At 67.8% G+C, this 25,178-nt stretch carries 27 protein-coding genes and 1 tRNA gene; 16 read left to right on the plus strand and 12 right to left on the minus strand.

Annotated features, from left to right (window positions below; all coding sequences use genetic code 11):
• Positions 1-174: 174 nt before the first annotated feature.
• Positions 175-257: transfer RNA gene (locus tag ACZ7KI_RS19715), tRNA-Leu, on the minus strand.
• Positions 258-386: 129 nt separating this feature from the next.
• Between ACZ7KI_RS19715 and ACZ7KI_RS19720 the strand changes: the two genes are divergently transcribed.
• From ACZ7KI_RS19720 to ACZ7KI_RS19760, 9 genes are all read left to right on the plus strand, one after another.
• Positions 387-1,637: a DUF3662 and FHA domain-containing protein gene (locus ACZ7KI_RS19720; protein WP_470274556.1), complete on the plus strand. Its 1,251-nt coding sequence runs from the start codon at positions 387-389 to the stop codon at positions 1,635-1,637.
• A 160-nt stretch (positions 1,638-1,797) separates the two neighbouring features.
• Positions 1,798-2,265 carry an FHA domain-containing protein FhaB/FipA gene (locus ACZ7KI_RS19725; RefSeq protein WP_007030429.1) on the plus strand — a complete coding sequence of 156 codons (468 nt, stop codon included), beginning with the start codon at positions 1,798-1,800 and terminating at the stop codon, positions 2,263-2,265.
• Positions 2,262-3,662, plus strand: a complete 1,401-nt coding sequence (locus tag ACZ7KI_RS19730; RefSeq protein WP_470274557.1) for a PP2C family protein-serine/threonine phosphatase — start codon at positions 2,262-2,264, stop codon at positions 3,660-3,662. The genes ACZ7KI_RS19725 and ACZ7KI_RS19730 overlap by 4 nt, the downstream gene beginning before the upstream one ends.
• Positions 3,662-5,140, plus strand: a complete 1,479-nt coding sequence (locus ACZ7KI_RS19735; RefSeq protein WP_470274558.1) for an FtsW/RodA/SpoVE family cell cycle protein — start codon at positions 3,662-3,664, stop codon at positions 5,138-5,140. The genes ACZ7KI_RS19730 and ACZ7KI_RS19735 overlap by 1 nt, the downstream gene beginning before the upstream one ends.
• Positions 5,137-6,600 carry a peptidoglycan D,D-transpeptidase FtsI family protein gene (locus ACZ7KI_RS19740; protein ID WP_470274559.1) on the plus strand — a complete coding sequence of 488 codons (1,464 nt, stop codon included), beginning with the start codon at positions 5,137-5,139 and terminating at the stop codon, positions 6,598-6,600. The genes ACZ7KI_RS19735 and ACZ7KI_RS19740 overlap by 4 nt, the downstream gene beginning before the upstream one ends.
• 3 nt (positions 6,601-6,603) lie before the next feature.
• Positions 6,604-7,893 carry a protein kinase domain-containing protein gene (locus tag ACZ7KI_RS19745; RefSeq protein ID WP_470274560.1) on the plus strand — a complete coding sequence of 430 codons (1,290 nt, stop codon included), beginning with the start codon at positions 6,604-6,606 and terminating at the stop codon, positions 7,891-7,893.
• Positions 7,890-9,857, plus strand: coding sequence for a Stk1 family PASTA domain-containing Ser/Thr kinase (pknB, locus tag ACZ7KI_RS19750; protein WP_470274638.1), 1,968 nt, complete (start codon positions 7,890-7,892; stop codon positions 9,855-9,857). The genes ACZ7KI_RS19745 and pknB overlap by 4 nt, the downstream gene beginning before the upstream one ends.
• 91 nt (positions 9,858-9,948) lie before the next feature.
• A complete protein-coding gene (locus ACZ7KI_RS19755) occupies positions 9,949-10,221 on the plus strand; it encodes a type II toxin-antitoxin system Phd/YefM family antitoxin (RefSeq protein ID WP_470274561.1) in 273 nt (90 codons plus the stop codon).
• Positions 10,218-10,634, plus strand: coding sequence for a PIN domain-containing protein (locus tag ACZ7KI_RS19760; protein WP_470274562.1), 417 nt, complete (start codon positions 10,218-10,220; stop codon positions 10,632-10,634). Before ACZ7KI_RS19755 ends, ACZ7KI_RS19760 begins: the two co-directional genes overlap by 4 nt.
• A gap of 61 nt (positions 10,635-10,695) precedes the next feature.
• On the opposite strand, the gene ACZ7KI_RS19765 is transcribed toward ACZ7KI_RS19760, so the two are convergent.
• Genes ACZ7KI_RS19765 through ACZ7KI_RS19775 form a run of 3 tightly spaced genes read right to left on the minus strand, consistent with a single transcriptional unit; the run spans position 10,696 to position 12,781 of the window.
• Positions 10,696-11,340 carry a hypothetical protein gene (locus ACZ7KI_RS19765; RefSeq protein ID WP_470274563.1) on the minus strand — a complete coding sequence of 215 codons (645 nt, stop codon included), beginning with the start codon at positions 11,338-11,340 and terminating at the stop codon, positions 10,696-10,698.
• Positions 11,328-12,140, minus strand: coding sequence for an ATP-binding cassette domain-containing protein (locus ACZ7KI_RS19770; protein ID WP_470274564.1), 813 nt, complete (start codon positions 12,138-12,140; stop codon positions 11,328-11,330). The genes ACZ7KI_RS19765 and ACZ7KI_RS19770 overlap by 13 nt, the downstream gene beginning before the upstream one ends.
• A complete protein-coding gene (locus ACZ7KI_RS19775; protein ID WP_470274565.1) occupies positions 12,137-12,781 on the minus strand; it encodes an aminodeoxychorismate/anthranilate synthase component II in 645 nt (214 codons plus the stop codon). Before ACZ7KI_RS19775 ends, ACZ7KI_RS19770 begins: the two co-directional genes overlap by 4 nt.
• A 111-nt stretch (positions 12,782-12,892) precedes the next feature.
• Between ACZ7KI_RS19775 and ACZ7KI_RS19780 the strand changes: the two genes are divergently transcribed.
• Positions 12,893-14,212, plus strand: coding sequence for an FAD-dependent oxidoreductase (locus ACZ7KI_RS19780; RefSeq protein WP_470274639.1), 1,320 nt, complete (start codon positions 12,893-12,895; stop codon positions 14,210-14,212).
• Between the two features lie 199 nt (positions 14,213-14,411).
• On the opposite strand, the gene ACZ7KI_RS19785 is transcribed toward ACZ7KI_RS19780, so the two are convergent.
• Entirely contained in the window at positions 14,412-15,065 is a 654-nt protein-coding gene (locus ACZ7KI_RS19785; protein WP_470274566.1) for a response regulator, read from the minus strand.
• On the minus strand, positions 15,005-16,846 hold the full coding sequence (locus tag ACZ7KI_RS19790; RefSeq protein WP_470274567.1) for a sensor histidine kinase: 1,842 nt from the start codon (positions 16,844-16,846) through the stop codon (positions 15,005-15,007). Before ACZ7KI_RS19790 ends, ACZ7KI_RS19785 begins: the two co-directional genes overlap by 61 nt.
• 131 nt (positions 16,847-16,977) lie before the next feature.
• On the opposite strand from ACZ7KI_RS19790, the gene ACZ7KI_RS19795 reads away from it, so the two are divergent.
• The 3 genes from ACZ7KI_RS19795 to ACZ7KI_RS19805 all read left to right on the plus strand — a co-directional run bounded on the left by ACZ7KI_RS19795 (position 16,978) and on the right by ACZ7KI_RS19805 (position 18,940).
• Entirely contained in the window at positions 16,978-17,688 is a 711-nt protein-coding gene (locus ACZ7KI_RS19795; protein WP_470274568.1) for an ABC transporter ATP-binding protein, read from the plus strand.
• 14 nt (positions 17,689-17,702) lie between these two features.
• Complete coding sequence (locus ACZ7KI_RS19800; protein ID WP_470274569.1) at positions 17,703-18,437, plus strand: ABC transporter permease; 735 nt, start codon at positions 17,703-17,705, stop codon at positions 18,435-18,437.
• Positions 18,438-18,547: 110 nt separating this feature from the next.
• Positions 18,548-18,940, plus strand: a complete 393-nt coding sequence (locus ACZ7KI_RS19805) for an SCO5389 family protein (RefSeq protein WP_470274570.1) — start codon at positions 18,548-18,550, stop codon at positions 18,938-18,940.
• Here the strand turns inward: ACZ7KI_RS19805 and ACZ7KI_RS19810 are convergent.
• From ACZ7KI_RS19810 to ACZ7KI_RS19820, 3 genes are read right to left on the minus strand one after another with little or no spacing between them, the layout of a single operon-like run.
• On the minus strand, positions 18,937-19,914 hold the full coding sequence (locus tag ACZ7KI_RS19810; RefSeq protein ID WP_470274571.1) for an LLM class flavin-dependent oxidoreductase: 978 nt from the start codon (positions 19,912-19,914) through the stop codon (positions 18,937-18,939). The two genes, ACZ7KI_RS19805 and ACZ7KI_RS19810, sit on opposite strands and share 4 nt — an antisense overlap.
• A gap of 2 nt (positions 19,915-19,916) precedes the next feature.
• Positions 19,917-20,072, minus strand: a complete 156-nt coding sequence (locus tag ACZ7KI_RS19815; RefSeq protein WP_005161850.1) for a hypothetical protein — start codon at positions 20,070-20,072, stop codon at positions 19,917-19,919.
• Positions 20,072-21,172: a class E sortase gene (locus tag ACZ7KI_RS19820; RefSeq protein ID WP_470274572.1), complete on the minus strand. Its 1,101-nt coding sequence runs from the start codon at positions 21,170-21,172 to the stop codon at positions 20,072-20,074. The genes ACZ7KI_RS19815 and ACZ7KI_RS19820 overlap by 1 nt, the downstream gene beginning before the upstream one ends.
• 210 nt (positions 21,173-21,382) lie before the next feature.
• Here ACZ7KI_RS19820 and crgA point away from each other — a divergent pair, with 210 nt between their 5' ends.
• Both crgA and ACZ7KI_RS19830 read left to right on the plus strand, forming a co-directional pair.
• The gene (gene crgA, locus ACZ7KI_RS19825) at positions 21,383-21,649 is read left to right on the plus strand and encodes a cell division protein CrgA (RefSeq protein WP_037308756.1); all 267 of its coding nucleotides are present in this window, start codon (positions 21,383-21,385) and stop codon (positions 21,647-21,649) included.
• Positions 21,650-21,767: 118 nt separating this feature from the next.
• Positions 21,768-22,145, plus strand: a complete 378-nt coding sequence (locus ACZ7KI_RS19830) for a PH domain-containing protein (RefSeq protein ID WP_470274573.1) — start codon at positions 21,768-21,770, stop codon at positions 22,143-22,145.
• Here the strand turns inward: ACZ7KI_RS19830 and ACZ7KI_RS19835 are convergent.
• From ACZ7KI_RS19835 to ACZ7KI_RS19845, 3 genes are all read right to left on the minus strand, one after another.
• Positions 22,130-22,618 carry a hypothetical protein gene (locus ACZ7KI_RS19835; protein ID WP_470274574.1) on the minus strand — a complete coding sequence of 163 codons (489 nt, stop codon included), beginning with the start codon at positions 22,616-22,618 and terminating at the stop codon, positions 22,130-22,132. The two genes, ACZ7KI_RS19830 and ACZ7KI_RS19835, sit on opposite strands and share 16 nt — an antisense overlap.
• A 100-nt stretch (positions 22,619-22,718) precedes the next feature.
• Positions 22,719-23,681: a rhomboid family intramembrane serine protease gene (locus ACZ7KI_RS19840; protein WP_470274575.1), complete on the minus strand. Its 963-nt coding sequence runs from the start codon at positions 23,679-23,681 to the stop codon at positions 22,719-22,721.
• Positions 23,682-23,733: 52 nt separating this feature from the next.
• On the minus strand, positions 23,734-24,294 hold the full coding sequence (locus tag ACZ7KI_RS19845; RefSeq protein ID WP_470274576.1) for a peptidylprolyl isomerase: 561 nt from the start codon (positions 24,292-24,294) through the stop codon (positions 23,734-23,736).
• A gap of 89 nt (positions 24,295-24,383) precedes the next feature.
• On the opposite strand from ACZ7KI_RS19845, the gene ACZ7KI_RS19850 reads away from it, so the two are divergent.
• Complete coding sequence (locus ACZ7KI_RS19850) at positions 24,384-25,115, plus strand: hypothetical protein (RefSeq protein WP_470274577.1); 732 nt, start codon at positions 24,384-24,386, stop codon at positions 25,113-25,115.
• The last annotated feature ends 63 nt before the right edge of the window (positions 25,116-25,178 follow it).

A 25,178-nucleotide genomic window follows, 5' to 3' on the forward strand; every position in this document is an offset into this window, starting at 1 on the left:
CGACGTAACCGCCCCGCCACTCTCCCTCACAGGCCAGGCCCGAGGCCGACCCCACTCGCCAACCGCCGCTTCACGCACCGTGGGGGGTCCGGGGGCTCGGCCCCCCGGGAACTGACGAGCGACGACCACATGAAAAGAGGCCCGGCGCGCTAGCGCCGGGCCTCTGACCACGAGTGGGCGAGGAGGGAGTTGAACCCTCACGTCCTTTCGGACACACGGACCTGAACCGTGCGCGTCTGCCATTCCGCCACTCGCCCGAGTGCTTCGTTCTCTGACAGCTCGCAAAGCGTAGCAGGCTGATTTCACGGGTTTCACCGGGGGCCGTGTCCGACTGGCCGTACCCGGATAGGATCGACGGGGAAGCACACGTGTGAGGAGGTTGCCCGGTGGGCCGCGTTGAGCGCTTTGATAGGCGGCTCGAGAACCTCGTGGGCAATACCTTCGCGCGCATGTTCGGTGGCAACGTCGTCACGCAGGAAGTGGCGGTGGCGCTTGAGCGCGAGAGCGAGGAGAACGTTCGTGAGCTGGCCGGTGGTCGACAGCTCGCCCCGAATCACTATGTCGTGTCGTTGGGGCAGGCTGATCACGAGCGCATGGCCGGAGACGAGCTTCGGGTCACGTCGGTGTTGGCGGGGGCGGTCAAGGAACATCTCGCCGAGCACGGTTGGGACACCTATGGTGACGTCGTAGTTTCGCTCGAGCGCAATGAGGCGCTGCATACTGGACAGTTCAAGACCCGTTCGTCCGTCGATCCCGACGTCAAGCCCCACGGCGCCGAAGGTTCGTCACGGTCGGCACGACCCAGCAACGCAGGAGACCCAGCAATGAGCCAGCCCCCCGGCTACGGCCAATACGACCAGGGTGACCCGTACGGCCAGCAGGGCCAGTACGGCTACGGACAGCAGGCTGGCCAGCAGCAGCCCGGGTACGACCAGGGTTATGGCGCTCAGCAGGGCGGCTACGACCAGGGTTACGGCGGCGCCCAGCAGCCCGGCTACGACCAGTACGGCGGCCAGCAGCAACAGCAGCCTGGCTATGACCAGGGCTATGGCGGCGCTCAGCAGCCTGGTTACGACCAGTACGGCCAGCCGCAGCAGCCTGGGTACGACCAGGGTTACGGCGGCGCTCAGCAGCCCGGGTACGACCAGTACGGCGGCCAGCAGCAACAGCCCGGCTATGACCAGGGTTACGCCGGTGGGGCTCAGCAGCCTGGCTATGACCAGTACGGCCAGCCGCAGCAAGGCGGGTACGACCAGTACGGCGGCGCCCAGCAGGCGTACGGCCAGCCCGCCGCGGACCCGTACGCGCAGGGTGGCGGTTATGGCGGCCAGCCGGCGGCGGCCCGTCAGCTCGCCGCGAGCCTTCAGCTGGACGACGGCTCGAACCGCTCGTACTCGCTGAAGCAGGGCGGGAACGTCGTGGGGCGTGGCCAGGACGCCGACTTCCGGCTGCCGGACACCGGGGTCTCCCGTCGTCATCTGGAGATCACCTGGGACGGGCAGAGCGCGACGCTCGCGGACATCGGTTCGACGAACGGCACGACCGTCAACGGCACTCCGGTGCAGACCTGGCAGCTCGCCGACGGCGACGTGATCCGCGTCGGCCACTCCTCTCTCGTGTTCCGTACGCAGGGCTGACCGGCGGCGTCTGGAGGGGGTACCGCAGAATTGCGGTGCGGGACCTGCGGTGGATCGGCACTTCAGGTCGGATGCGGAGAGCAAGGCTGTGCGGAGCCGACCATCCCGGACGGCCCGGTCTCTCCGCGGCGTACAGGAGAAGCGGGAGCGGACACAACAAGTGCCAGAGCTGGTCGTTCAACTCACCAGAGTGGGCTTTCTCGTGCTGCTCTGGCTCTTCGTGTTCGCCGCGTTGCGCGTCGTCCGGTCGGATCTGTACGCGGCTTCCGGGCTGCGGGTCGCCGTTCCGACGTTCGGTCGCAAGAAGAAGGAAAACAAGAAGCCGCGCGGCGGAAAGTCGCCACAGCAGCTGCTCGTGACCCATGGTGCGCTGGCGGGCACCAGGATCGCCTTGGACGGCAGGCCGATCCTGATCGGCCGCGCCGACGACTCGACCCTGGTGCTGGACGACGACTACGCGTCGACCCGGCACGCCCGGATCGCCCTGCGCGGGGAGGATTGGTACGTGGAAGATCTGGGCTCGACGAACGGCACGTACCTCGACCGGGCTAAGGTCACGGCACCCCTCCGGGTCCCGCTCGGAGTCCCCATCCGGATCGGCAAAACGGTGATCGAGCTTCGCCCATGACTCTCGTCCTCCGCTACGCGGCTCGCAGCGACCGGGGCCTGGTGCGTTCCAGCAACCAGGACTCCGTGTACGCCGGACCCCGCCTGCTCGCTCTCGCCGACGGTATGGGCGGCCACGCCGCCGGTGAAGTGGCCAGCAAGGTCGTCATCGCCTCCCTCGCCCCGCTCGACGACGACGATCCCAGTGACGATCTCCTCGCCCAGCTGCGCGAAGCCGTCCAGAACGGCAACGCCGCCATCGCCGAACTCGTCCAGCAGGACCCGGACCTCGACGGGATGGGCACCACCCTGACCGCCGTGTTGTTCGCCGGTTCGCGGATGGGTGTCGTGCACGTCGGCGACTCGCGGGCGTATCTGATGCGCGGTGGGCAGTTCTCGCAGATCACCCGCGACGACAGCTTCGTCAACGAACTTCTCGAACAGGGCCGGATCACGCCGGAAGAGGCCGCGGTGCACCCGCAGCGGTCGCTGCTGCTGAAGGCGCTCACCGGTCACGAGGTCGAGCCGAGCCTGACTGTGCGCGAAGCCCGCGCCGGTGATCGCTACCTGATCTGCTCGGACGGTCTGTCCGGCATGGTCAGCGACGAGACCCTCGCCGAGGCGGTCCAGATCCCGGATCCCCAGGCCTGCGCGGACCGGATGATCGAGCTGGCGCTCAAGGGCGGCGGCACGGACAACGTCACGGTCATCATCGCCGACGTGGTCGATGTCGACTTCGGTGAAGACGCCCCCATCGTGGGCGGCGCCGCCGGGGACGGCAGCGACGAGTTCCACCAGGGCGACTCCCCCGCCGCCCGCGCCAGGGCACTGACGCAGCCCGCGCCGCAACCGCGGCCCGAGGTCCAGCCACCACAGGAGGACCCGAAGGTCAAGCGCCGGAGGCGATTTCGCTGGCTGGCGGGAGCGGTGGTCGTCCTGATCGTGTTGGCCGCGGCGGCGATCGCCACGCGGTATTTCGTGCTGAGCCAGTACTACGTCGGCGAGGGTCCCGGCGAGGAGGTCGTGATCTACCGCGGCGTCCCCGGCAGCATCCTCGGCATCGACCTGCACGCCTACGAGCAGGGCTCGTGTCCTCCTGGCGGCCTGTGCACCGACAAACTGCTGGTGCCGGCGCTGCAGGAGGACGCGCGTATCGCGGTGAAGAACGGCGTCAAGAAGGACAACCTCGACGACGCCCGCAAGTACATCGACGACTTCCTGCGGCCGCACAAGCAGCTGGCCGACTGCAAACCGAACACGAGCTCGACTTCCGCGCCGCCTACCGAGTCTTCGCCGGCACCACCGGTGTCGTCGTCGGCGGCTCCCCCTTCTACCCCCGCCTCGCCGAGCTCGGCGAATCAGCCAGCGGGGAGGGACTGCTCGACGCCGGCCACGGCAGCACCAGGGGGCGGTAACTGATGAGCACGCCGCTCGCCGACCCGGCTTCGGCCCAGTTCGCCACGAACCCTCCGCGCGAGCTGCCCAAGCGGCGCGGGACCGAACTCGTTCTCCTGGCGTTCGCGACGTTCATCGTGACCATCGCGCTCGTGCTGGTGGAGGCGAACCAGGAGCAGGAACTCACCAGCTCGATCATCTGGCTGGGGCTGTCCTATCTCGGGGTGCTGACGGCGGCGCATCTGGCGGTCCGCCGCTGGGCGCCGTACGCCGACCCGGTGATCCTGCCGTGCGTCGCGCTCCTGAACGGGCTCGGCCTCGTGATGATCCACCGGATCGACCTGGCGCTCGCGGAACGGGCGATCCAGCAGGGCAAGGAGTACACGCCGGACGTCACCAAGCAGGTGCTGTTCACGGCGATCTCGCTGGTGCTGTTCGTGGTGGTCCTGGTCGTCATCAGCGACCACCGCACGCTGACCCGCTACGGCTACACCTGCGGTCTGGTCGGCATCGTGGCGCTCGCGCTGCCCGCGGTGCTGCCGTCGTCCCTTTCCGAGGTCAACGGCGCGAAGGTCTGGATCAAGCTGCCGTTCTTCTCGATCCAGCCGGGTGAGTTCGCGAAGATCCTGCTGATGATCTTCTTCGCTTCGTTCCTGGTGACGAAACGGGACCTGTTCATGGTCGCGGGCAAGAAGATCGTCGGCGTCGAGCTGCCGCGTGCCCGTGACCTCGGCCCGATCCTCATCGCGGCCGCCGCCTGCCTCGGCGTGCTGGTGTTCGAGAAGGACCTCGGAACGTCGTTGCTGTTCTTCGGCGTCACGCTGGTGATGCTGTACGTCGCGACCGAGCGGGCCATCTGGGTGGTGCTGGGCGTCGGCTTCTTCGCCATCGGCGCGATCATCGCCTACAACCTGTTCACGCACGTCCAGCAGCGCGTCCGGAACTGGATCGACCCGCTCGCCACCTACGACGACCCCGGCGGCGGCTACCAGGTCGCGCAGGGCCTGTTCGGTCTCGGGACCGGCGGCGTCGGCGGTACGGGTCTCGGCTCCGGACGGCCGGACATGGTCCCGGAAGCCAAAACGGACTTCATCACCACCGCGATCGGCGAGGAACTCGGGTTCATCGGTCTCGCCGCGATGCTGATGCTGTACCTCATCCTGGCGATGCGCGGGATGCGCAGCGCGCTGGCCGTCCGCGACACCTTCGGCAAACTCCTCGGCGGCGGCCTGGCGTTCACCATCGTCATGCAGATCTTCGTCGTCGTCGGCGGCGTCACGAACCTGATCCCGAACACCGGGATCACCGCCCCGTTCCTCTCCCGCGGTGGTTCTTCACTGCTCGCGAACTACATCCTGGTGGCCCTTCTGCTCCGAATCTCCGACGCCGCCCGCAAACCCGCCGCGCGGCCGAAGCCGCAACAGCCACAGGCGCCGATCGCGGAAGCGCACACGGTGATGGTCCAGCGGCCGCCCGCGACCGGTGAGGGGAGCGCCTCGTGAACACCCCGCTCCGCAAGGTCGGCGTCGCCATGCTCGTCATGGTGGTGCTCCTGCTCGCCAACGCCACCTACATCCAGGTGGTGAAGGCCGACGACTACCGCACGGACTCGCGCAACCTGCGCGTGCTCTACGACGAGTTCTCCCGCCAGCGCGGGCTCATCGTCACCCCCGACGGCGCCGCCCTCGCGAAGGTCGACCCGTCGAACGACAAGTACAAGTTCATCCGGACCTACGTCGACGGGCCGATGTACGCGCCGGTCACCGGCTACTACTCGATCAACTACGGCTCCGGCGGCCTGGAGCGCTCCGAGGACGACGTCCTCAACGGCTCCGACCCGCGGCTGTTCGTCCGGCGTCTGTCGGACATGGTCACCGGCCGCGACCCGCGTGGCGGCAACGTGCGGCTGACGATCAACCCGGCCGTGCAGAAGGCCGCGTACGACCTGATGACGCAGAAGGGCTACACCGGTTCGGTGGTCGCGATGGAGCCCAAGACCGGGCGCATCCTGGCCATGGTTTCGACGCCGTCGTACGACCCGAACAAGCTCGCCTCGCACGTCGGCAAGGAGCAGATCGCGGCGTGGGGCGAGTGGCGTGACGATCCGAAGAAGCCGATGCTGAACCGCGCGATCTCGGAGACCTATCCGCCGGGTTCGACGGCCAAGCTGATGGTGACGGCGGCCGCGCTCGAAGACGGCAAGACACCGGACATGCCGGTCAACACCGCGCCCAACGTCAAACTGCCCGGCACGCAGACGACGCTGGAGAACTACGGTGGCGCCCCCTGCAAGGGCAGCACCTTGAAGGAAGCGCTGCGGTACTCCTGCAACGTGCCGTTCGCCGAACTCGCGGGCGAACTCGGCAAGGACAAGCTGAACGCGACGGCGAAGAACTTCGGCGTCGGCGAGGATCTGACCGTGCCGATGCGGGTCGCTTCCTCCAGCCTCGGGCCGCTCGAGTCGAAGGCGGCGCTGTTCCAGAGCGCCATCGGGCAGCGCGACGTGCGTCTGACGCCGCTGCAGGACTGCCTGCTCTCGGCGACCATCGCGAACAACGGCATGGCGATGAAGCCGCAGCTCGTGCAGGCGCTGCTCGCGCCGAACCTGTCGACCATCGAAGACTTCACCCCGACCGAACTGACCGGCGACGCCGCGCTGTCCAGCGCGAACGCCGCGATCCTGCGCGACATGATGCTGGCGTCGGAGGAGAACACGAAGGGTGCCGGCAAACGCGCCGACATCCAGATCGCCTCCAAGACCGGCACCGCCGAGCACGGCAACGACCCGAAGGCCACGCCGCCGCACGCCTGGTACACCGGGTTCGCGCCGGCGATGGACCCGAAGATCGCCGTCTCGGTGATCGTCGAGTCCGGTGGTAACCGCGGGCTCGAAGCGACCGGTGGCACCGTGGCCGCGGAGATCGGCCGCGCCGCCGTCAACGCGATGCTCGGGGGTGGATAGCGCATGCTGTCCTCGGGTCAGCTGCTGGCCGACCGGTACAAGCTGACGAACCGGATCGCCGTCGGCGGGATGGGCGAGGTCTGGCAGGCGAGTGACACGCGACTGGACCGGACGGTCGCGGTCAAGATCCTCAAGGCGGAGCTGTCCGGGGACGCGGAGTTCCTGCACCGGTTCCGGACAGAGGCGCGGATGACGGCGTCGCTGAACCACCCCGGCATCGCCGCGGTGCACGACTACGGCGAGACGGTCGCCGACGAGCTGTCGATCGCGTATCTGGTGATGGAGCTGGTCGAGGGCGATCCGCTGGCCGCGATCATCACCCGCGAGGGACGGCTGAACGCCGAGCGCACCCTGGACATCCTCGAGCAGGCCGGTAACGCACTGCAGGCCGCGCACGAAACCGGTCTTGTGCACCGCGACGTGAAACCGGGCAACATCATGGTCACGCCTGCCGGTCAGGTGAAGATCACCGACTTCGGTGTCGCGAAGGCCGCCGACGCCGCACCGGTGACCAGGTCCGGCATGGTCATGGGCACCGCCCACTACATCGCGCCCGAGCAGGCGCTCGGGCACAACGCCGAACCGGCGAGCGACGTCTACTCGCTGGCCGTGTGCGGCTACGAATGTCTCACCGGTCACCGGCCGTTCCTTTCGGAGAACGCGGTGACCGTCGCGATGATGCACATCCGCGACATCCCGCCGCCGCTCCCGCCGGACGTACCGCCGGGCGCCCGCGCGGTCATCGAAGCGACCCTGATCAAGGATCCGAGACAGCGGTACAACAGCGGCGGCGAATTCGCGGCCGCGGTGGCCGCCGTCCGCGCGGGCCTGCCGCTGCCGACGCCGTCGGGGCTGGTCAACGTCGCCTACGCCGCGGGCCAGCCGCCCGTGCTGCCGCAGCATGGGCCGCCCGGTCCGGTCTCACCGCCGAACCCGATGGTGGCGGTCGGCCCGGCGTCGCATCCGGCGATGCACCCGGTCACCGGCCCGCCCCCGATGGCGGTCCGGCGGCTGCCCGGCAAACGGCCACAATGGGGCTGGTGGGTGCTGCTCGCGGTGATCCTGATCGCAGTACTGGTGGCAGGGGCCTTCCTCATCGTGAGACTGGTCGGTTCGGGCAACGGACAACAGTCGGGCGGCGTGGAAACGAGTGAACATGCACCGGCACCGGGTAAGACGCCTGAAGGCCCACCGCCGACATCCGCGTATCCCGCGGTGCCGGAATCGGCCGGGCAGGCGAATCCAGGCATGATGAGCACACCTTGGACGGAATGGAACGGCACGCAGAGATGAGCACACCAAGACTGCTCAGCAACCGCTACGAGCTGGGCGAGACGCTCGGCTACGGAGGCATGTCCGAGGTCCACCATGGCCACGACGTGCGCCTGGGCCGGGAGGTGGCGATCAAGATCCTGCGTGCCGACCTGGCGCGGGATCCCCAGTTCCAAGAGCGTTTCCGTCGCGAGGCACAGAACGCGGCGGCACTGAACCACCCGGCGATCGTCGCCGTCTACGACACCGGCGAGACGAACACCGAGTTCGGCCCGCTGCCCTACATCGTCATGGAGTACGTCGAAGGACGGACTCTGCGCGACATCGTCAAGACCGAAGGTCCGATGTCGCAGAAACGGGCGATGGAGGTCATGGCCGACGTCTGCGCGGCGCTGGACTTCTCGCACCGCCACGGCATCGTGCACCGCGACGTCAAACCGGCGAACGTGATGATCACGAAGAACGGCGCCGTCAAGGTGATGGACTTCGGCATCGCGCGCGCCATGCACGACGGGCAGTCCGCGATGACGCAGACCGCCGCGGTGATCGGCACGGCGCAGTACCTTTCGCCGGAGCAGGCCCGCGGTGAGTCCGTCGACGCGCGTTCCGACGTCTACGCCGCGGGCTGTGTGCTGTACGAACTGATCACCGGCGAGCCGCCCTTCACCGGCGACTCCCCGGTCGCGGTGGCGTACCAGCACGTCCGGGAGGACCCGAACCCGCCGTCGTCGGTGAACCCGGCGGTGGCGCCCGAGCTCGACGCCGTCGTGCTCAAGGCGCTCGCGAAGGGTCCGGCGAACCGCTACCAGTCGTCGGCGGAGATGCGTTCGGACCTGGTCCGCACGCTGTCCGGCCAGCGGCCGTCCGCGCCGATGGTGATGTCGGAGGACGAGCGCACCCAGGTCATGGACTCCGACCGCCGGGTGCCGCAGCGCTACGACCAGTTCGAAGAAGAGGACGAGGACCCGGCGGCGAAGAAGAAACGCCGTGCCTGGCTGATCGCCGGTCTCGTCGTGTCGCTGGCGGCCGTGGTGCTGCTGATCATGTGGCTGTCCAACGCGTTCAACAGCACCGGCGCGGAAAGCAAGACGATCCCGAAGGTGCTCGGCCAGTCCGAAGCCACCGCGAAGGACTCGCTGCGCAACGCGGGATTCAACGCGTTCGAACCCACCAAGAAGGTCCCCTGCACCGGCGAGGCCGTGAATGGTCTGCCGGCTTGCGACGAGAACGACATCGACAAGGTCATCGCGATCGCTCCGAACGAAGGTCAGGTCACGCTGACCACGGAGAAGATCACGCTGACCGTCGGCGCGAAGCCTTCCAAGGTCAAGACGCCGGACCTCAAGGGGAAGTCCCAGTCCGAAGCCGAGACCGCGCTGACCGGCGCCGGTCTGAAGGTCGGTGCGATCACCGAGGACGAGACCGACGACCCGAACCAGGCCGGCAAGGTCCTGTCGCAGAACCCGACCGCGCAGTCCGAGGTCGACCAGGGTTCCAAGGTCGACCTCACGATCGGCAAGTCCAAGGAACTGAGGACGGTCCCGAACTACAAGGGCAAGACGCAGGCCGAGGCCGAAGCCGGGTTGAAGACCGCCGGATTCACCCCTTCGGTCTCCACCACGAGCTCCGACCAGCCCAAGGGCACGGTGCTCGACCAGACCCCGAACGGCGGGAAGCTCGCTGTCGGCAGTGTGGTCAAGCTGTCCGTGTCGGACGGCAGCCAGGAGACCTTCGACATGCCGAACCTGAAGGGCATGACCGAAGACCAGGCCATCCGGCAGCTGCAGCAGCTCGGATGGACCGGCAAGCTCGACAGTCAGGCCGACAAGAACGGCGACAAGGACGACGCGGGCAAGGTCAGCCGGACCAACCCGCAGGCCGGTTCGAAGATCGCGAAGAACGCGCCGATCACGCTGTTCGTCGTCGAAGGCGATGAGACGTCGCCGCCGTCGAGTTCACGCGGGGGGATCATCCCGACTCCGTGATCGACCGAAGTGAAAGGGCCCCGCACGGTTTCGTGCGGGGCCCTTTTCGTGTCATGGAGACAGGTCGCTACGAAGCGCTACACTGGGGTTCATGGTCCGGCAGATCACTCAACGCGAGCTGCGCAACGACACGCCGAACATCATGCGTGCCGTCGAAGAAGGGGACAGCTTCGTTCTCACGCGCAACGGCACACCTGTCGCGGACATCGTGCCGCACAGTCAGAAACCGACCTTCGTCCCGTTCGGAGAGTTGATCGATCTACTGGGTGATCTTCCACCCGAAGATCCCGAGCAATTTTTCGCGGATGTCGATCGCGCGGCAGATCCTGACCCGGACCGCGGCGCGGGAGAGCCGGAGCGGTGACCGAAGCGGTTCTGCTCGACACGTCGGCGGTCATCGCCCTTCCCGGCCCCGAGGAACTCCCTCTCGATACTCAGGCCGCCATCAGTTCGTTCACTTTGGCGGAGTTGGCCGCCGGCGTGCACGGCGCGGCTCGCCCTCGTGATCGGGCTTCCCGGCTGGTACGCCTTCAACGGGTGGAAGCGCGAATGGTCTGTCTCCCGTTCACGCCGGAGTCCGCTCGAATGTACGGCCAGCTGTACGCCATGGTGCTCGACAGCGGCAGGCAGCCACGAGGTCGGCGAACGGACCTTCTCATCGCAGCGGTCGCGGCAATCCATCGAATTCCCTTGGTCACCCGCAACGGAGACGACCTCACTGACCTCGCACCGCTGGTCAAGGTGATCGCGCTGCCTGGTAGTGCGACCACGGACTAGCGCATCACGCCAGGCAGTCGAGAGTACGTTTTCCTTGGTGTCGAGCAGGCCGGCCAGGGCATCAGGCGTTGCGGCGGAGCAGGTATCCGACGGCCGTCATGCTCACGAGCGACGCGGCGAACGCTGCCACCACGGCGACCGTGAACGGGCCGGCCAGTGGTTGCTGTGCGGTCAGGGCGCGCAGCAGCGGGTTCGCCAGCGGCAGCCACTTGACCAGGAGCACAGCCGCGAGAGCGAAGACCGCCGCCAGTACGGACCAGCCGATGCGTGGGACCAGCAGCCGCGAGCAGGGCAGGCCGATCGCGATCCCGAACAGCGCGCACAACGCGTGCACGCCTGCTCCGAGGGCGAGGGTGCCGGGCTGGAAAGCGCCTGATCGGATCATCGACCACGTCAGCGTAACGATGATCAGCACGAGAGCGCAGCCGAAGACGGCCAATGAGGCACCACCGAGGACCGACCGCCAGCGGCGGGCGTGGCTGAAGGTCACCAGCCGCTGGACCGGGTCTTCGATGTCGAGCATCGCGATGGTCAGCCAGCACGAGACCACCAGGAGCGAGCCCGCGCTGATCCCGTACTGCGGCAGCAACGGCGACTTCGGGTCGGTGTAGAGGACGGTGTTGACCGCGAGGTAGACGAGGACCGCGGGGAGGTAGCGCTGAGAATGGCCGAGCAGCGCGAGGTAGTAGCGGGTCATGGCGAGCACGGCGCCACCTCCCGGACCGAGAAGCCCCGGTTGAGCGCGCGGAGCAGGACTGCGTCCGCGTGTCCGGCTTCGACCGTCAGGACGATTTGTTCGCCGTCGGCGACGACCTGGCTGACACCTGGTTCCGAAGACCAGTCACCGCTGGGTCCGCGCAAGACGACCCTGGTCGCCGTTTCGGCCTTCGCCGCTGTCTCGACGCGGGTCAGGTGCCCGGCGTCCATCCGGTGGACCTCGTCGGCGTGGGCGTGCACGACGGCCGCCCGGTGGTCGGTGAAGACCACGCTCGCGCCGCGCTCCTTGGTTTCGGCGACGAGCTCGCCGAGCACGGTATGCGCTTCGACGTCGAGACCGGACCAAGGTTCATCGAGGATCAGCAGATCGGGCTCGGCCAAGACGGCCTGTGCGAGACCCACTTTCTGGGCGTTGCCCTTCGAAAGCGTCCGCAGCGGCGCGTCCGGACCGCCTACCAGCGCCAACCGCTCCAGCAACGGATCGATGGCCGACAAGTCGACAAAGCCATCGATGCGCGCCATATGCCGCAGATAGGCCTTGGCACTCATCCGCTGCCAGGCCGGAAAGCGGTCCGGCAGGTAGCCGACGCGCGGGCTGCCGACGACGTTTCCCGAGGTCTCACGGGAAAGCGCCGCGAGAATCCTGAGCAACGTCGACTTCCCCGAGCCGTTCGAGCCGAGGATGCCGATCACGCGACCCGTCGGGACGTCGAGGTCGACGTCGACGAGTACGGGTTCGCCGCGGCCGTAGCGCTTACCGACTCCTTCGAGCCGGATCAGCGAGGTCACGCAGCAGCGGCCTTCTGCAGCGCACGGGTCGCCTGTTCGAGTTCGTTCACCGTGGCGTCGGCGACGGGGTGCCCGGCCGAAGCCATCCAGTTCGCCAGCATGCGGTGCCCGCCCTGCGTGAGCACGGATTCGGGGTGGAACTGGACGCCCTCGAGCGGCAGTTCGCGGTGGCGCATGCCCATCACGATGCCGGTGTCGGTGCTACCTGTGATCTCGAACACGGCGCCATCGATGGTTTCCGGCAAAACGGTCAGCGAGTGGTACCGCGTGGCGGTGAACTCCTCGGGGAGTCCGGCGAGGACACCGCCGCCCGAATGGTGGACTTGACTGGTCTTTCCGTGCAGCAGTTCGGGTGCGCGATCGACGGTGGCGCCGAAGACGACGCCCAGTGCCTGGTGACCGAGGCAGACGCCGAGCATCGGGATTCGCTCGTCGGCGCATTTGCGGATGACGTCCATGCTCTGACCAGCACGTTCCGGGGTTCCGGGGCCGGGAGAGACGAGGACCGCGTCGAACTCGCCGAGCTTGTCGACTTCCACCACGTCGTTACGCCAGACGGTGCAGTCGGCGCCGAGCTGGGCCAGGTACTGGACCAGGTTGTAGACAAAGCTGTCGTAGTTGTCGACCACGAGGACGCGCATGTCGCCAGCTTAGCGGCTCCCACCAGGTGGACCGTACGCCAGATCACAATGATTGTTAGGGCTGCCTAACTTACCGTGGTAGGAGTGAGCCGTTCTCTTCGTGTAGCCATCGTGGGTGCCGGTCCGGCCGGCATCTACGCCGCCGACATCCTCGACAAGTCCGACGCCGACGTGACGATCGACCTGTTCGAGCGCATGCCGGCGCCGTTCGGGCTGATCCGGTACGGCGTCGCGCCCGACCACCCTCGGATCAAGGGCATCGTCACCGCTCTGCACAAGGTGCTCGACAAGCCGAACATCCGGTTGCTGGGCAACGTCGACTACGGGACCGACCTGAAGCTCGACGACCTGCGCCAGTTCTACGACGCGGTCATCTTCTCGACCGGCGCCATGGCCGACCGCGCGCTCGACATCCCCGGCATCGACCTCGACGGCGGCTACGGCGCCGCGGACTTCGTGTCCTGGTACGACGGGCACCCCGACGTGCCGCGGACCTGGCCGCTGAACGCGACCTCGGTCGCGGTGCTCGGTGTCGGGAACGTGGCGCTCGACGTGGCGCGGATCCTCGCGAAGACCGCGGACGAGTTGCTCACCACCGACATCCCGGACAACGTCTACCAGGGTTTGAAGGCCAGCCCGGTCACCGATGTGCACGTGTTCGGGCGCCGTGGTCCGGCTCAGGCGAAGTTCACGCCGCTTGAGCTTCGCGAGCTGGACCACTCGCCGAACGTCGAGGTCATCGTCTACCCGGAGGACATCGAGTTCGACGACGGCAGCGTCGCGACGCTTCGGGCGTCGAAGCAGGTCGACATGGTCGTGAAGACGCTACAGGAATGGGCGATCCGCGACCAGGGCGACCGGCCGAAGCGGCTGCACCTGCACTTCCTGCACTCGCCCTCGGAGGTTCTCGGCGAGGACGGCCGCGTCGTCGGCCTGCGGACCGAGCGCACCGAACTGACCGGTGACGGGAACGTGCGCGGCACCGGCGAGTTCCACGACTGGGACGTCCAGGCCGTCTACCGCGCGGTGGGTTACCTGTCGTCGCATCTGCCGGAGATCCCGTTCGACCACAACACCGGGACCGTGCCGAACCAGGCCGGCCGCGTGCTGGACATCGACGAGGACCAGGTGCCGGGCGTCTACGTGACCGGCTGGATCAAGCGCGGCCCGGTCGGCCTCATCGGGCACACCAAGGGTGACGCGGCCGAGACGATCGCGAGCCTGCTGGCCGACGCCGACGATCTGGCCGCTCCGGCGGTGGACGATCCCGACGCGATCCTCGGTTTCCTGACCGAGCGCGGCATCCCCTTCACCACCTGGGAAGGCTGGGGCAAACTCGACGCCCACGAAAAGTCCCTCGGCGCCCCGCACGGCCGCGATCGCGTCAAGGTCGTGGAACGCGACGAAATGACCCGCATCTCGCGCTCTTGACTCACCTACCCAGCCCCCCACCCGTCCCAGGGGGCGGCCCCGAGCTCAGTCTATCGGCTGGGAAGGGGAAACGGGCTGGTCAGACGGGGTTGTCCACAGCCGGGCTCGGTTGTGGACAACTGTCGGGCACGTCATGAAGGGTCCCCATAGGACGAAATTTGTCCGTTGGGGACCCCTCATGACACTTGAGTGAGCGACCTCAGGAACCCAGATAGGCCAGCACCGCGAGTACCCGCCGGTTCGTGTCGTCCGAAGCGACGATGCCGAGTTTCGCGAAGATGTTCGCGGTGTGTTTCCCCACCGCTCCCTCGCTGAAGTGCAGCCGCCCGGCGATGGCGGCGTTCGAACAGCCCTCGGCCATCAGCCCGAGCACTTCGCGTTCACGAGGGGTCAGCGCGGACAAGGGGTCGGAAACGTTGCCCGCCACCAGTTTCGCGATCACCTCGGGATCCATCGCGGTCCCGCCGCCAGCCACCCGACGTACCGCGTCGATGAACTGGTCGGCGTTGAAGACCCGGTCCTTCAGCAGATATCCGATCGCACCGGCACCGTCGGCGAGCAGTTCGCGCGCGTAAAGCTGCTCGACATGCTGCGAGAGCACGAGAATCGGCAACCCGGGGATTTCACGCCGCATCGACAAGGAGACTTGCAGCCCCTCGTCGGTATTGGTCGGCGGCATGCGGACGTCGACGACCGAAACGTCCGGCCGGTGTCCGCGCAACGCCCGTTCCAGCTCCGGTCCGGTCCCGACCGCTTCGACGACGTCGAAGCCGTGCGCGGTCAGCAAATGCGTCAGTCCGTCTCGGAGGAGGTACTGGTCTTCGGCGACGACACATCGGGGTCGAGCTGGCACGGGATCTCCACGGTCGCCTTCGTCGGCCCGCCGGGCGGGCTGGTCAGAGCAAAAGTACCGTCGAACGCGCCCAGCCTGCGTTCGATCCCGCGAATCCCGCTTCCTCGAGCCGCGTTCGCGCCGCCCTTCCCGTCGTCGGTCACCTCGATCCGCAGCAGACCGTCGTCGTATCCCAGGTCGATCGACACTCGCCGCGCCTCACCATGCTTCGCGGCGTTACCCAGCAACTCGCTGACAGCGAAGTACGCGCACGCCTCGGCGGGCTGCTCCAGCCGAGGCAGGACGCCGTTCACCGTGGCTCGCAAGGGACTGTCCAACGCCATCGCCCGCACGGCGTCACCGAGACCGCGCTCGGACAACACCGGCGGGTGAATCCCGCGGACCAGCAGCCGCAACTCGGTCAGCGTCTCCGACGACGTCTGCCGGAGTTCGGCGGCCAGCCGTTTCGCCGCTGCCGGGTCACTGTCGATCAGCGCTTCGACGGCCCCGAGCTTCATCCCCATCGCGACCAGCCGCGACTGGACGCCGTCGTGCAGGTCCCGCTCGATCCGCCGCAGCTCGGCGGCTTGCGCGACCGACGCGTCCGTCCGCGTCTGCTTCAGCCTTTCGACGCGCTGCCCCAGCCGCGAAGCCTCCGTCGGCCCCAGCAACAGCTTCGCGAAGCGTGCCCCGGCGCGAGCAAGCCACGGCGTCGCGACCAGCCCGGCGACGAAGGCCGCGACGGCCACGGGAGTCAGAGTGAGCGCTTGCCAGTGCGTGGTCGCCTCGGGAAGCCCGACCATCGAGAACCACTGCGTGGACGACCCCGAGATGTCCGCCCAGTGGGCGATCGGCCGCCACACCCACAGCACCAGCACACCCCAGAAGCCGAAGAACACCAGCGCCGCCGTCGGTACCGCCATCAGCAGCAGCACGACGGAGTTGACCACCGCGCCCGCCATGTCGCGCCAGGTCGCGCGGTCGGACATCGCCCAGCGCAGGCGAGCCAGCCTCGCCGGCCACCACGGTGTGTCGTAGAGCTGCCGCCGGTACTGGTACATACCGTCCGTCCGCGGGACAGGGAAAGGCGGCTCCGGCAGGTACGGGCGGTCGATCCGCACACCGGTCCAGTTCCTGGCCTCGCGGCGCAGGGTGTCGGTCACCGAACGACCGGCTACGACCAGTGTCGGGAACAGCGGCGCCGGTCCGAGCAACGTGAGCAGCGTCGGGATCGCCACCCCGAGCTGCGCGGCCGAAAGCCCGAACAGGCCCAGCTGGAATCCCAGCGCCTTCAGCCTCGACTTCACCCAGCCGTCCCCGGTGCGGGCCGGGCGAGGCCCGAGCCACCAGCGCGTCCACTTCCCGTAGAGCCGGAGCGCCCGCGGCCCGGCCAGCAGAACCGCGGGCGCCAGAAGCAAGCCCGCGAGCGGATTCCACAGCTGCCAGCCCAGGTCGCGGCCGGTCGCCGGATCGTCGGAGATCCACTCGAACCGTTTGGTCCATCGGATGAACCACGACCGCTTGAACAGGTTGTTCCCGTCTCGGTACCAGCCATCGCGCTCACGTTCCGGTTCGGGCGGCGCCGGCCGGTAGGGAGGCTCGACGTCGATACCGCACCAACGCCCGGCCAGCCGTCGGGTGAGCGCGGCGCGCGGACGTGTGCCTTCGAGCGCCAGTGTGTAGGCGAAGACGAGGCCGACACAGAGCAGGCAGAAGCCCACCAGTTCGAGCAGCAGGTCCAGCCAGCTCACCAGCGCCAAGGCCGCGAGCGCGAAGCCCCGGCGCACGGAAGTGAGGTACATGCGAAAAGTCTCGCGCACGGCCACTCCGGGCACAGTGACCACAGCTCCACAGGAGGGGTGGGTCCAGCCCCACCCCACTTGGGGATTCAGCACCATTCTGGCCGGACTCGTTGCGCCATAACGTTTTTCGCATGCCACTCATCGAAGTCACCAACCTCCGCAAGACGTACGGGGAGCACGTCGCGGTCGACGACGTTTCGTTCCACGTGGAACAGGGCGAGATCTTCGGCATCCTCGGGACCAACGGCGCGGGCAAGACCACCACCGTCGAATGCCTCCAGGGACTGCGGACGCCGGACTCCGGCACGATGGCGGTCCTCGGCCTCGATCCCGGCAAGGACCACACCGCTCTCCGGCAGCGCCTCGGCTCGCAGCTCCAGGAGAGCCGCCTGCCCGACAAGATCAAGGTCCACGAAGCGCTGGACCTCTACGCGTCCTTCTACGCGAACCCCGCCGACCCCGGCGACCTGCTCGCCAAGCTGGGCCTGACCGAGCAGCGGAACAAGTACTTCGGCAAGCTCTCCGGCGGCCAGAAGCAGCGTGTCTCGATCGCGCTCGCGCTGATCGGCCGCCCCGAGGTCGCTGTCCTCGACGAGCTGACCACCGGATTGGACCCGCACGCCCGCCGCGACACCTGGAAACTCGTCGAGACCGTGCGCGACACCGGCGTCACCGTCCTGCTGGTCACCCACTTCATGGACGAGGCCGAGCGACTCTGCGATCGCCTCGCGATCTTCGACGCCGGGCGCGTGGTCGCCACCGGCACCCCGGCCGAACTCCGTGACAGCGCCGGTAAATCCACTTTGGACGACGCCTTCGTGACCCTGACCGGCCGCGACTGAACTGGAGACGAGACATGAACACGCTCACCAAGATCACCCTCACCGAAACGAAACTCGCCCTCCGGTCACCGACCTTTCTCATCTCCGGACTCGTGCTGCCGACCGCCATCATGGCCATCCTCGGCGCGATCCCTGCCATTCGGACCGAAAGCCCGGACACCCCAGGGCAGCGGTTCCTCGACGCCTGGGTGCCGTCGATGGTCGTGCTCACCATCGCGATGATGGGGTTGCAGTCGATACCCGGGATCATCGCGACCTATCGCGAACAAGGAATTCTCCGCCGCTTTGCCACCACACCGGTGCACCCAGCGAAACTGCTGGTGGCGCAGCTGATCATCAACGTCACCGTGACGATCGGCGGTGTCGGCGTGCTCCTCGTGGTGGGCACCGTCGTCTTCGACGTCCCCGGTCCGCGTCACCCGCTCGGCTTCCTGCTCACGTTCGTCCTCGGCACGGCGGCGATCTTCGGGCTGGGCCTCATCGCGGCGTCGGTCGCCAAGACCAGCCGCGCCGCGGGCGGGATCGCGATGATCGCCTACCTGCCGATCATGTTCCTTGGTGGCGTCTACCTGCCGCGTCCGTTGCTGCCGGAAGCCATCCAGAGCATCGGCGCATATGTCCCGCCGGGCGTCAAAGCCCTCGAAGACGCCTGGACCGGCGCCGGCGCCCAGCCGCTGCAACTCGCCGTGTTGGCGGCTTTCGCGGTGGGCAGTTGTGTCGTGGCGGCGAAGCTCTTTCGCTGGGAGTGACCACCGCTTCCGCCAAAGTGGTGATGATGATCGTTTTCTCTTGTGACTTGGGCCGAGGGTGAGTAGTCAGGAAGACGGCCCACGTTCCCTGTGTCTTCCTCGGAGGTTCGATGTCTCTGGATGTATCGCCCGCGCTGCTTGAAAAGGCCGAGCGCGGGGAGGTCTCCGACGCCGAATTCGTCGCCTGTGTCCGGGAATCCCTGCCCTACGCCTGGACCGTGATCACCGGTGTCATCGCGGAGGCCGACGGCGCGTCCGACGGGTTCGCCGACAACGAGACGCCGCCGCCGAGCGAGGCCGAACGCGGTCAGCTGCTGCGGGCCCTCGCCTCGGACGCCATCCGCGGCGGACTGGAACGGCACTTCGGCGTGAAGCTGGCGTTCCAGAACTGCCACCGGGTCGCCGTCTTCAAAACGTCCCAAGTGGACAGTGACCGCTACCGCGCGTTCGTCTCGCCGCGCGGCCAGCTGCTGAACCAAAGCCCGGAACTCCGCGACTGCTAGCCCTTTCGCAGCGCGGGTAGCACCTCGGCGCCGATCCGCGCGATGTTCTCGAGTGTTCCCTCCGGCGTACCGGACGCTTCCACCATCATGATCACGTGGGAGACCCCGGTACGCCGGATGCTCGTTCCCAGCCGGTCGACGCAGTACCCGACGCCGCCGATCGGGTGCATTTCGCACAGCTTGTCGGTGTAGGAGACCGGGTCCTTCTCCAGACCGCGCTTGCCGTTCAGGTACACGTGCCCGGCGAACCCCTCCTTCAGGGAACCCGGCAACGCCGACCGCACGACGTCCACGGCGTCGTCCCCCACCTGGCACATCACCGTCGAGACATGCTCCGCGGCGGAATCCCCGTACGCGGCAAGGGTTTCGATCTTGACGTCGTCGTCGGCGTGCAGGCCGAGCAGCATCGGCAATCCGCGATCGGCGGCGAGCCGGACCGCGCGCGATCCGGCGTCACCGCAGGCCACGACCATGCTCGGGGCGCGTTGCGGCCGCGGCACCATCGGCACCTCACGGAACGCGAAGTGGTCACCGTCGGCGGAGACGGTCTTCGACGTCATCGCCGCGAGCAGCAGGTCGAGACTCTCTTCGAACCCTGTTTCGTAGCGGGCCGAACCGGTGCCGAACACTTCGAGGTCCTGCCACGGCCCGCCGCGGCCGACGCCGATCCGCAGCCTTCCGCCGGAGACCGCGTCCAGCAGCGACCACTGTTCGGCGAGCGCCACCGGATGCGCGATCGACAGCACGCTGACCGCGGTGCCGACCGCGATCCGTTCGGTCCGGCCGAGCACGTGCGCGGCGAGGGTGATCGCGGACGGGCAGACGCCGTAGGGCATGAAGTGGTGCTCGGCGAACCAGACGTCGTCGAACCCGGCCCGTTCGGCGGCGATGGCGGCGTCGACCGAGCGGCGCAGGACATCGGCGTCCTCCTGCCCGGGAAACCGCCCGGAGACGAGAAATACTCCGAATCGCACGCTTACTGGACCGAAACCTCGTTGAACCACAGGCGGGGCTCCAGCCAGGGGAAGACCACGAACATCAGCAGCGCCACGATCCCGAGCGCCAGCACGACCGCCGTCGCCAGTTTCACCGCGAAGGGGCCCGGCAACTTACGCCAGATCCAGCCGTACATCAGCGCGCCTCCGAGATCTTGGGCAGGAGTTCGGCGTAGTTGCCCACCTGGTCCTTCGGTACCTGCTGGGTCAGCACCGCGTGAATGATGAGCCGCTCGCGCGCCGAGAACTGCGGGTGACAGGTCGTCAGCGTGAGCAGCGCGACCTGCTCGGCCTTCGGCAGGATCTCCGGATCCTTGTACGGCACCGGGTTCACCGTTTCGCCCTTGGTCGGGAACACGATACGGCGGCCGTTGGTCTCGCCGTAGGCGCCGCCGTCGGTGGCGTTCGGGTCGCGCAGCGTCCCGACGTTCTTGCACTTCGGCTCGGCGCCCTTGCCCGCGGCCCAGCCCTCGACCTCGTCCTTGTAGGGCAGCACCTTGTAGATGTAGAAGTCGGTCTGCGTCTCGATGACGATCTGGTCGCACGAGCTGAGGTTGTCCAGGTCGTTGAAGGGCGCGCCCTTGCCGACGCGGTGGCCTGCGACCGCGAAATTGCCCGGCTCGCCCGGCATCGCGGTGCCCTTGTAGTGGCCGGGGCCCACTTCGAGCGCGGCCTCGGTCGTGCCTTCCTGGATGGTGAAGTTGAAGTCGGCGCCGAACACCGGGATGTGGATCCGGGCGAACGCCTTCCCGTCGACCAGTTCCGGATGCAGCTGCCGATCCTTCGACCAGTCGCCGTCCAGTTCCGAACTCGCCTCGGACTGCTTGCCCGCCGAGAACAGGTCGGTCACGTAGACCTCGTAGACCATGAACAGCAGCACCACCAGACCGGCGGTGATGAGGAGTTCCCCCACCGTCCGGATGGCGACGCCGCCCTTGCCGAGTTCCCTCGGCGGGCGTTCCTCGGTCGCGGTGCCGCCACCGACCGGCTCGAAGACGACGGTCTCCTCGGTCGAACCCGGCGGCGGCGCGGGACGACGACGCGGCGGGGGCCCGTCCATCCGGCGGCGCGGTGGCGCCCCTTCCGGCGGCCTCCGACGGGGTGTCGGCGCCTCTCCGGGGGCACGACGCGGCGATGTCGCCTCGTCCGGCCTGCGCCGGGGGGCCGGACGGCCCTCGCCAGGTGGTCGTCCGGAGTACCGCCGTCGGTCCCCGCCCGGCTCTTCCCGCTCAGCCACGCAAGCTCCTCAGTCTCGAACCAAGCCGCAGTATCGAACCGGCACAATGTCGAACCGTGTGTGACACCAGTGTCACAGTGCGGGAAATCGACCGGTCCCGGACGGTGCCCAGCGGCGCTCGTTTACGTTAACGTGTGCACGTGGCGCTGGTTGCGCACCCGAAAGCGGGTCATCGCCACCAGGGAAGCCGAACAGTACGCGAGGAACACGATGCCGAAGTCCAAGGTCCGTAAGAAGACGGCGTACACCCCGCCGACCGATCGCCGCACGCCGGTGAAGGTCAAGGCCGCGGGCCCGTCGAACCTGTTCTACAAGATCGTGATGTTCGGTCTCATGCTGGTCGGCCTGTTGTGGTTGGTCGTCAACTACATCGCGGGCGACAAGATCCCGTTCATGGCCGATCTGGGCAACACGAACTTCGCCATCGGCTTCGTGCTGATGATCGCCGGGCTGCTCATGACGATGCGGTGGCGGTGACGATTACCCCGGTTGGCGGCTTGACGCCGAATTACACCGGTGTGACTCATCCCCAGTGTGGATAACCCCTGTGGATAACTACCCCACCTCGTGGGCGCCGCGCCAGAACGTTGTGGTAGTGGCCTGGGTGATCACCGTGTTCTTGCTGGCAGGAGCGGCGTGGCTGGCCTTCGACGGCGACGTCGGCGGCACCGTGCTGACGGGGATGGCCACGCTCTCCACGGGCGCGCTCGCGCTCCACGGCACCCTGCTCCGGCCTCGGCTGGCCGCCGGCCCCGAGGGAATCCTGGCCAGGACGGTCGGCGGCGCGCACCGCTATTCCTGGACCGAAGCCCGGCTCCGGCTGCGCACGACGCGGCGGCTGGGCCGGGACAGCCTCACCCTCGAGGTCGAATCCGGCGAACACCTGCTGGTGTTCGGCCGGATCGACCTCGGCGAGGACCCCAGGGACGTCCTGGACGTCCTCACCGCCCTCAAGGGTCAGGCGTTGTCGTAGTAGTGGACGTCGCCGTTCGGGCCGTGTGACCAGCCCGGAACGGCCGGTCCCACCGCGGGCGGCGCGTACTCCCCGAAGATCTCGTACGGCGAGGCCGGCGAGCAGATCGGGTTGATCTTCACGACGCAGGTCCGCAGCGAACCGCTGAACTTCGCCTTCACGTGCCGCGGTCGCTGGTCTTCCACCACAGCCGGACCGGCGGTGATCTCCCAGCCGCTGGCCGCGCCCGGCCCGGTGGTGCCGACGGTCTGCGTCGCCGCCGCCGAAGTGACGCCGGGATCGCCGAAGCAGATTTTCAACGCCGCATCGACGTAGGCGACACGCAGCGTGATCGCGCTGCCCGAGCCGAGGAAATAGCGTTTGGTGTAGGTCTGACAGGTCTCAGCGGCCTGATCGGCCTGCGCGACCGACGGTGTCAGTGCCGAAGCCAGCACGGCGACGGCGGCGAGAGCTGCCGCTTTCCGGATCTTCATCTCAACCCCCAAGTTGACGATGTTGATGATCAACCTGAAGGTACCCCGTCATGTTGCTTCCCCACCGGGTAATCGCATAACCCACTCGGTGGAAGCAGGTTTACTCCGGGTAGCAGACGTAAGAGGGTTGGCCGCGGTTCGTGGTCAGCTCGCAGGACGCGGAGATTGTCTGCGAGTCCTTCCACGCGATGAGCCCGATCAGCGCGACGACCACGATCGCCAGCCCGCCGATCTGCCATTTGAGCCGGTTCTTCTCCGGCGCGTAGAGCAGCGCGAACGTCACCAGGAGCCCCGCGACGAACCCGCCCGCGTGCCCGAGGATCGAGATGCCGGGCACCTGGAAGGTGATGAAGACGTTCAGCCCCAGCATGACCAGCAGCCAGGTGGGGTTGAGCTTGAGCTTGACGACGATGACCGCGTAGGCGCCCATGAGCCCGAAGATGGCACCAGAGGCACCGACCACGGGGACGGCGTCGAGGTCGGTGAACACCAGGTTCGCGGCCGAACCACCGAGCATCGAGATGAAGTAGAGCGCGACGAACGGGACCCGGCCGAGGATGGTCTCCAGCGGGCGGCCGATGAACCACAGCGAGAACGCGTTGCCCGCGATGTGCAGCAGGCCGAACTGCAGGAACCCCGACGTGAAGATCCGCCACCACTCGTTGGCCGCCAGGGTCGCCGGATTCCACAGCTCACCGAACTGGAAGAGCTCCGAGAAGTTGTTGCTCGCGATGCTGCCGGACTGGGCGACCGTGATGAAGAAGACGGCGACGTTGAGCGCCAGAAGGACCGGCGTCACGACGGCCGCGCGAGGCGGCCGGGCGCCGGTGATGGTGGTCGCGCCGTAGCCGGCGTCGCGGTACTGCTGCTGCTGGACGCGGTCCTGCTGGCGGCCTGCCTGCACGCAGTCGGTGCACTGGAAGCCCACGGCGGCTTCGCGCAGGCAGTCCGGGCAGGCCGGACGCTCGCAGCGTGAACAGCTCAGCCCGGTCGGCCGGTTCGGGTGCCACCAGCAGCCGGGCATGGCGGCCTGCTGGTACTGGGGATTCGGTGGTTGGCTCACGATGCCACCAACCTACCGAAATCCCCCGTAACAGGCCGTGTGATGAGCGTGGTCAGCCCTCGCGGCTGATGCTGACCTTCTCGATGACGACGTCGTTCAGCGGACGGTCCGCCGGACCGGTCGCGGTGCGCCCGATGGCGTCGACGACCTCGCGGGAGGCCTGGTCCGCGACCTCGCCGAAGATCGTGTGCTTGAAGTTCAGGTGCGTCGTCGGGGCGACGGTGATGAAGAACTGCGAGCCGTTGGTGCCGGGTCCGGCGTTGGCCATGGCCAGCAGGTACGGCTTGGAGAACTGGAGCTCCGGGTGGAACTCGTCGCCGAACTTGTAGCCGGGGCCGCCGCGGCCGGTGCCGGTCGGGTCGCCACCCTGGAGCATGAAGCCGTCGATGACGCGGTGGAAGATCGAACCGTCGTAGAACGGGCCGGAGTTCGAGCCCTTCGCGTTGGGCTGCGTGTACTCCTTGCTGCCCTCGGCGAGCCCGACGAAGTTCGCGACCGTTTTGGGCGCGTGGTCGGGGAACAGGTTCAGGTTGATGTCACCCTGGTTGGTGTGCAGAGTGGCCTTCAGCGCGCCACCAATGAGGGATCCCTTGCTTTCAGTCACGGGCTTCATCGTGCCATCTGCGGCAAGATCTGCGGAAAAGGGGCACGATAGGTTACAAGCAACGAAGCGGAATCAAAACGATTGATGAGGTGAAGGCCATGACCCGGGCCGCAGATTCGGTGAGCGAGTCGGCGAAGGCCGGCGCGCTCGGCCTGCGCAAACGAGCGGTTGAGGCGGGCAAGGAAGCCACCGCCCACGCCGTTGAGGTAGCCGAGCACAAGCTCTCCGAGAGCGCCGGTGAGATCGCTAAGACCAGCCGTCGCGCGCGCAAGAAGCTCGCGAAGAAGACGGAACTGACCCGCAAGGAGCTCAAGAAGAGCTCGAAGGCGGCTCGTAAGGAGGCACTGGCCAGGCTTTCCGAGATGCGGCAGCCGGGCCGTAAGGCGCGCAAGGCCGCCATCCAGGCGGCGAAGGCCGCCGGTGAGTCGAAGCGTCGCGGCAAGAAGGATTTCAAGGCCGCGAAGAAGGACTTCCGCGCTGCCCTCGTCGAGGCCAAGGCTGCTGCCAAGGGGACCCGTAAGCGTCGTCGCTGGCCGTGGGTCCTCGGTATCGCCGTGGTCGGTGCCGGTGCGGCTTACGCACTGCGCTCCAAGCAGGAGCCGCCCGTCGCGCCTGCTCCGCCCAAGGCACCGCCCGCTCCCCCCGCCAAGCCCGCTGCTCCGGCCGCCGCCGCGCCGAAGCCCGAGCCCGCGAAGCCCGCCGCTTCCGGTCCGTCGGCTTCCGGTCAGGCTGGAGGTTCGGGTCCGGCGAAGCCCGCGGCACCGAAGCCCGGTACCCCGAAGAACGGGCACCAGGCTTCGAGCACCAGCTCCGCCGACAAGAAGAACTGACGCCGAACCCTCTTCTGCTTGTCGCCAGGGCCGTCCAGTGACCACCCCCGGTCACTGGACGGC

Source organism: Amycolatopsis sp. NPDC039088 (assembly GCF_055598845.1).

Coding starts and splice junctions, on each gene's coding strand:
- ACZ7KI_RS19795 (WP_470274568.1), top strand. CDS start 16,978: ATGCCACTCATCGAAGTCACCAACCTCCGCAAGACGTACGGGGAGCAC.
- pknB (WP_470274638.1), top strand. CDS start 7,890: ATGAGCACACCAAGACTGCTCAGCAACCGCTACGAGCTGGGCGAGACG.
- ACZ7KI_RS19850 (WP_470274577.1), top strand. CDS start 24,384: ATGACCCGGGCCGCAGATTCGGTGAGCGAGTCGGCGAAGGCCGGCGCG.
- ACZ7KI_RS19735 (WP_470274558.1), top strand. CDS start 3,662: ATGAGCACGCCGCTCGCCGACCCGGCTTCGGCCCAGTTCGCCACGAAC.
- ACZ7KI_RS19755 (WP_470274561.1), top strand. CDS start 9,949: ATGGTCCGGCAGATCACTCAACGCGAGCTGCGCAACGACACGCCGAAC.
- ACZ7KI_RS19775 (WP_470274565.1), bottom strand. CDS start 12,781: ATGCGCGTCCTCGTGGTCGACAACTACGACAGCTTTGTCTACAACCTG.
- ACZ7KI_RS19800 (WP_470274569.1), top strand. CDS start 17,703: ATGAACACGCTCACCAAGATCACCCTCACCGAAACGAAACTCGCCCTC.
- ACZ7KI_RS19845 (WP_470274576.1), bottom strand. CDS start 24,294: ATGAAGCCCGTGACTGAAAGCAAGGGATCCCTCATTGGTGGCGCGCTG.
- ACZ7KI_RS19815 (WP_005161850.1), bottom strand. CDS start 20,072: ATGTACGGCTGGATCTGGCGTAAGTTGCCGGGCCCCTTCGCGGTGAAA.
- ACZ7KI_RS19730 (WP_470274557.1), top strand. CDS start 2,262: ATGACTCTCGTCCTCCGCTACGCGGCTCGCAGCGACCGGGGCCTGGTG.
- ACZ7KI_RS19805 (WP_470274570.1), top strand. CDS start 18,548: ATGTCTCTGGATGTATCGCCCGCGCTGCTTGAAAAGGCCGAGCGCGGG.
- ACZ7KI_RS19835 (WP_470274574.1), bottom strand. CDS start 22,618: ATGAAGATCCGGAAAGCGGCAGCTCTCGCCGCCGTCGCCGTGCTGGCT.
- ACZ7KI_RS19745 (WP_470274560.1), top strand. CDS start 6,604: ATGCTGTCCTCGGGTCAGCTGCTGGCCGACCGGTACAAGCTGACGAAC.
- ACZ7KI_RS19790 (WP_470274567.1), bottom strand. CDS start 16,846: ATGTACCTCACTTCCGTGCGCCGGGGCTTCGCGCTCGCGGCCTTGGCG.
- crgA (WP_037308756.1), top strand. CDS start 21,383: ATGCCGAAGTCCAAGGTCCGTAAGAAGACGGCGTACACCCCGCCGACC.